The sequence below is a fragment of the Chitinophaga sp. genome, assembly GCF_035564935.1.
Classification (GTDB): domain Bacteria; phylum Bacteroidota; class Bacteroidia; order Chitinophagales; family Chitinophagaceae; genus Chitinophaga.
Genome location: NZ_DATMTE010000360.1, coordinates 1 through 6,422, shown reverse-complemented (window position 1 = coordinate 6,422; position 6,422 = coordinate 1). Strand labels below are relative to the sequence as shown.

The window sequence follows — 6,422 nt, the reverse complement described above, 5'->3', positions numbered from 1 at the left end:
AAAATTTGAAAACCGATGAGAGTTTTTTAGCGGCCGACCGCAAATCTTCAATTTCTTTTTTACAGTAGTAACAAATTGCTGTGCTCAAACGTATAATGTGCTGTAACATTATAGGTGTCTGAGTGTTGCTGGGCTACCTACCTGTATTTCACAACCCGATTGCTGTCACTGATATTGATTGCTGCGAAGCAAGGCTGCCGTTACCTGCCTTGACCGCACGGGGGAATTTTATTGTTAGTCGTTTAAAACAAAGTAGTAATGAAACCATTGAAATTAACATTGACCACATTGCCGGCAGGCTTACTTTATAGTTTTTTTGTTCTTTCGGTATTGTCTGCCTGCAGCACATCGCAGGCTAAAACAGATGCACTGCCACCAGCATCTTTACCAGTAATTAAAGCAGTTACCTTACCTGCTACAACGTTCCAGGATTTCCCTGCTTCGGTAGAAGGAACCCGTGACGTGGAAATAAGACCGCAGGTAGACGGCTATCTGACGAATATTTCAGTAGATGAAGGTGCTTACGTTACAAAAGGTCAAACACTTTTCACGATCGACAGGAGACCTTATGCAGAGCAACTCAACAATGCCACTGCAAATTTACAAGCTGCAACAGCGGCATTGGAAAATGCACAGATCAACGTTGATAAATTGAAACCGCTACTCAGTAATAATGTGGTATCGGATGTTCAATTAAAATCGGCCGAAGCAAGTTACAATTCAGCGAAAGCCAATGTTGCCCAGGCCCAGGCCCAGGTAGAAGCTGCCCGTATCAATCTTGGGTTCACAAATATTACCGCACCCAGCGATGGTTATATAGGTACTATTCCCTTTAAAGCGGGAAGCCTTGTTAGCAGAGGAATGGCGGGCGCACTGACCACTATTTCCGAAGTAAAGGATATGCGTGTTTATTTTTCTTTGAGTGAAACCGATTTCCTCAAATTCAAGGAAAAATATCCAGGTAATAGCGTTGCTGAAAAAGTAAAAGGAATGCCGGCGGTAGAATTAATCCTGGCAGATGGAAGTGTTTATCCTGAAAAAGGAAAAGTTGAAATAGTGGAAGGGCAGTTTGACAAAACTATTGGTGCAATTAGTTTACGTGCCAGCTTTCCTAATGCACAGGGAATACTTAGAAGTGGTAGTACCGGTAAAGTAAGGGTACCTACTTTACATGCTTCTGCATTGGTAATTCCCCAGGAAGCTACGTTTGAATTGCAGGACAAAGTGTTCGTTTATACAGTGGCCGATAGTAATAAAATCGTTACAAAACCCCTGGCCATTTCCGGCAAAACGTCTAATTATTATTTTGTTACTGATGGCGTAAAGGTGGGAGATAAGATTGTATTATCTTCTCAATCTACCATGATGATGGGTGGTTTAAAAGATGGTGTTGTTATTCAGCCACAGATGGTATCTATAGACAGTTTGTTGAAAGCAAAGCCGCTGCTTTAAATTAATTAAGCGTGAAAGCACGCCAGTGTTAAGAACGTTTACCACAAAACATTATTCAAATTGCGACGCAGGCAGTGTTGCCACACACATGCACTGCTTGTGTTCGCGCGGGTATACCGCAACCCATAATTGTTATTTATGTTAAAACGATTTATTGAAAGGCCGGTTTTATCTACGGTTATTTCTATCATATTGGTTATACTGGGAGGGTTGTCTTTATTCACCCTGCCAACGGCTTTATTTCCTGAGATCGCGCCGCCATCTGTACAGGTTATAGCCAATTATCCCGGCGCCAACGGGGAGGTGATAGCCCGTACAGTTGCTATCCCCATAGAAGAATCGGTAAATGGTGTGGAGAACATGACGTACATGACCTCCAATTCCAACAACGATGGTAGCTACATCCTGACAGTTTTTTTTAAACAGGGAACGGATCCTGATATTGCGGCAGTAAACGTACAAAACCGCGTATCTAAAGCTAATAGCCAGCTACCTCCGGAAGTATTACAAGCCGGGCTTTCTACACAGAAGGTGCAGAGCAGCTTCCTGATGTTTGTGGCGATATATAGCGAGGATAGCGTTAAGTATAACGAACTGTTCTTAAATAACTATGCAAGGATTAATATCATCCCTCAGTTACAACGTATACCAGGGGTGGCACAGGTACAGCCATTTGGTTCAAAAGATTATTCGATGCGTATCTGGTTGAAACCCGACAGGCTGGTTGCTAATAATCTTTCTACAGCAGAAGTGATGAATGCGATCAAAGATCAGAACGTAGAAGCTGCACCAGGACGTTTGGGACAAAGTAGTAAGGAATCTTTCGAGTATATTATTAAATACAAGGGAAAGTTAAATAAGCCTGAAGAGTATGAGAATATGGTGATCAAGGCAAAGAACGATGGTTCTGTTCTTCGCCTTAAAGATCTGGCCAGGGTTGAACTTGGTGGCTATACTTATACTGCCTCGAATTTGCTCGATGGCAAACCGGCTACTGGTTTTGGTATTGTGCAGACTCCGGGTTCCAATGCCAATGAAATTCTTACCGAACTGGAGCGACAGATTGGGGAATTTGATAAGGCGTTACCCGAGGGTATGAAGTTTAAGATAATGTACAACTCGAAGGAATTTTTGGATGCATCAATTGACCAGGTAAAAGAAACACTGATCATTGCGTTCATTCTTGTGGCCATCGTGGTTTTCGTTTTCCTGCAAGATCTGCGCTCTACACTGATCCCGGTAATTGCTGTTCCTGTTTCGATTATAGGTACCTTCTTCTTCTTACAGTTATTCGGCTTCAGTATTAACCTGCTTACATTGTTCGCATTGGTACTGGCTATTGGTATTGTGGTGGATGATGCAATTGTGGTTGTAGAGGCCGTACACTCAACGATGGAACGAGAGCATTTACCGGCAAGAGAGGCAACAGTTAAAACGATGAGTGAAATATCCGGTGCGATTGTTTCGATCACATTGGTAATGGCAGCAGTGTTTGTGCCAGTGAGCTTTGTACAAGGTCCTGCAGGCGTATTCTATAAACAATTCGCCTTTACACTGGCCATTGCTATCGTTATTTCTGCGGTGAATGCGTTAACGTTAAGTCCGGCGCTGTGTGCTTTATTCTTAAAGAACCAGCATATAGGCGAAGGCGGAAAGAAAAAAGGTTTTGGTGACCGCTTCTTCGATGCGTTTAATACTGCTTTTAATGCAATGACCGCAAGATATATACGGAGCATCAAATTCCTGATGAAGAACAGGTGGGTGGCCATTACCGGATTATTGCTTGTGGTGGTTGCTACAGTTTGGCTCATCAAAACAACACCTACCGGGTTTATTCCGGATGAAGATCAGGGGTTCGTAGTTGGTATTACCCAAACACCTCCCGGTAGTTCACTTAGCAGAACGGAGAATGCAACGAGCCAGATCAGTAAAATTACGATGAAAGATGAGGGTGTGAGCGATGTATGGGCTGCAAATGGGATGAACTTCGTAACAAATGCGAACGCTTCCCCTAATGCTGCGATATTTGTAAGGTTAAAAGATCGTAAGGAGAGAGGTGTTGTAAAAGACCCGACTGCTATTGCAGGCGGTTTGTTAGGCAAATCAATGCAAGTACATGATGCGTTAACTTTTTTTGTTGGTTTTCCAACAATACAGGGTTTCGGTAACGTGAGCGGGGTAGAAATGATGTTGCAGGACAGAACAAACGGATCGCTGGATAAATTAGCAGGAACGGCATGGGGGTTTGTTGGTGCATTAAGTCAACGGCCGGAAGTGGCAAGTGCGTTCACTACTTTTAATACAGGTAATCCACAATACACAATTGATATAGATGATATAAAAGTGAAGCAATTGGGTGTATCTGTTGGTGATTTGTTGAATACGCTGCAAACGTATTATGGTAGTAGTTTCGTTTCAGACTTTAACCGTTTCGGTAAATATAGCCGCGTAATGGCGCAGGCCGATGTTTCATACCGGATGGATAAGAGTTCGTTGGATGCTATTTATGTAAAGAACAACCTGGGTACGATGGTACCGGTAAGTACTGTGGCCAAATTCACACGTGTATATGGCCCCGAAACAGTTACCCGAAACAACCTGTATGGTGCTGTTACCATTAATGCTACACCCAAACCCGGTTATAGTACCGGTGATGTAATTACAGCCATCGGAGAAGTATCGAAAAAGGCATTGCCACAAGGATATGCCTATGAGTTTACAGGTATTACGAGGGAAGAGATAAGAGCAGGGAACCAAACTGCGTTCGTGTTTTTATTGAGTGTATTGTTCGTATTCTTCCTGCTGGCTGCACAGTATGAAAGCTATATCCTGCCACTGGCAGTAATCCTTACCGTACCTACGGGTATATTAGGTGTATATAGTTTCATTGGCCTTAGCGGCATAGAGGGAAATATCTACGTGCAAATAGGTATGATCATGCTGATAGGATTATTGGCTAAAAATGCGATCCTGATCGTGGAGTTTGCCTTACAACGGCGAAGGGCGGGCTATAAGCTTGTTGAGGCAGCTTTGGAAGCAGCACAGCTTCGTCTCCGTCCAATATTGATGACTTCCTTTGCCTTTATTGTTGGTATGTTGCCATTAATCTTTACACAAGGTGCATCTGCCAAAGGCAATCATTCAATTGGTTGGAGTACTGTAGGTGGCATGTTCACCGGGGTGGTCCTGGGGGTATTCATCATACCTGTGCTGTTTGTAATTTTCCAGTTCCTGCAAGAGAAAACCAGCCGTAAGCCGATAGTGGAAGTGGAAGCAGAACATGAGGCAAAGCTGGTACACTAAAATATTAGCATTATCTATTATCAGAATCAGAAAAAAGACAAATGAAAACAAGTTATAGCTCATTTTACTTTTTGTTGTTCTCCTTAGTTGTAGGGTTAGCAGCATGCCGGGTAGGCCGCAATTACGAGCGGCCCCCGGTGGCGCTGCCACAGCAGTTCAATAATGACACTGCGCCTTCAGACACCAGCAGTATAGCAGAAATAGAATGGAAGAAATTTTTTACAGATGCCACTTTACAGCAGTTGATCAGCCAGGCCCTCACCGGCAACTATGATCTGCAGCTGGCGATAAAGAAAGTGGAAACGGCGCAGGCCTATCTGAAACAGGCTAAAGTAGCCTGGCTGCCAGCGTTTACAGCTACTGCATCAGGTAGTACCAACTTCCCGTCCAAGAACAGCTTCAATGGATTGAACCTTTCTGTTAATAACCTCGGTGATCACATTGAAGATTTCAACATCGGTGTGGGCATGTCGTGGGAAATAGATATCTGGGGTAAGATAAAACGTCAGAAAGAAGCTGCACTGGCTACTTACCTGCAGTCATATGAAGGTGAGCATGCCGTGCAAACCGGGCTGGTAGCAGCTATTGCCAACAGTTACTTCAACCTGCTGATGCTGGACAACCAGCTCAGCGTAGCGCGCAGGAATCTTGCACTCAGCGATACCATTGTGAAAATGATCCGCTTGCAGAAAGCTGCGGGAGAAGTAACAGAGCTGGGTGTTCAACAGGCCATTTCACAGCAACAAACTGCTGAATTGCTGATACCACAGCTGGAACAAGGTATTGCCATCCAGGAAAATGCTTTGCGCATATTAACCGGTGAGCTACCGTCGACCATTACACGCAGCACTAAGCTGAGCGACTTTCGGGTAACGGATTCATTGCCGGCAGGTATTCCTGCCGCCATGATCAGCCGCCGCCCGGATGTGCGCGCCAGCGAAATGGGGCTGGTAGCGGCTAACGCACAGGTAGGTGTGGCACAGGGTAGTATGTATCCTACGCTCACCATTACCGGCAGCGGGGGACTGAACGCTTTCAAAGCCAGTACCTGGTTTAATTTGCCAGCCTCGCTGTTTGGCACAGTAGCCGGAAGCGTGGCGCAACCCATCTTCCAGCGCCGGCAGTTAAAAACACAACTCGAAGTAGCCAAAATACAACGTGAACAGGCGGTGATACAGTTTAAACAATCGGCCCTTAATGCGGTAGGAGAGGTGAGTGATGCTTTGATAAAACTGGATAAAGTAAAAGTGCAGCAGGAAATCGCTATCCGCCAGGTAAATACTTCACAACTGGCAGTGCAACAGGCCCAGCTCCTGTTCCGCAGCGGTATGGCTAACTACCTGGAGGTAATTACGGCGCAGTCGCGCTCCCTGCAGGCCGAACTGGCCCAGGCAGATATAGACCGTCAACGCCTCACTGCAATGGTAGATCTGTACCGTTCCCTGGGCGGTGGTTGGAAATAGTTCTTACAAATGACGGATCAAAGCGGGCAGACCATCAGCAGAGCATTAGAATCACCAGATCGCTTAGATCCGTCATTTGTATCATATCGTCCCGGTTTACGCGCTGTAAACCGGGATTTTTTATTGCTGAAACCCTTGCTGCCGGATGGTTTGAAAAATAATAGCCCAATTTTTTTTTATTTTCGATTTCTTTTATACTTTTGC

At 44.8% G+C, this 6,422-nt stretch carries 3 protein-coding genes; all 3 read left to right on the top strand.

The features are described from left to right. Positions 1-258: 258 nt before the first annotated feature. The 3 genes from VN105_RS09505 to VN105_RS09495 all read left to right on the top strand — a co-directional run bounded on the left by VN105_RS09505 (position 259) and on the right by VN105_RS09495 (position 6,218). The gene (locus tag VN105_RS09505) at positions 259-1,452 is read left to right on the top strand and encodes an efflux RND transporter periplasmic adaptor subunit (protein WP_325640194.1); all 1,194 of its coding nucleotides are present in this window, start codon (positions 259-261) and stop codon (positions 1,450-1,452) included. A gap of 138 nt (positions 1,453-1,590) precedes the next feature. Then, positions 1,591-4,755: an efflux RND transporter permease subunit gene (locus VN105_RS09500; RefSeq protein ID WP_325640192.1), complete on the top strand. Its 3,165-nt coding sequence runs from the start codon at positions 1,591-1,593 to the stop codon at positions 4,753-4,755. Positions 4,756-4,796: 41 nt separating this feature from the next. Continuing rightward, on the top strand, positions 4,797-6,218 hold the full coding sequence (locus VN105_RS09495) for an efflux transporter outer membrane subunit (protein WP_325640190.1): 1,422 nt from the start codon (positions 4,797-4,799) through the stop codon (positions 6,216-6,218). Positions 6,219-6,422: the final 204 nt, after the last annotated feature.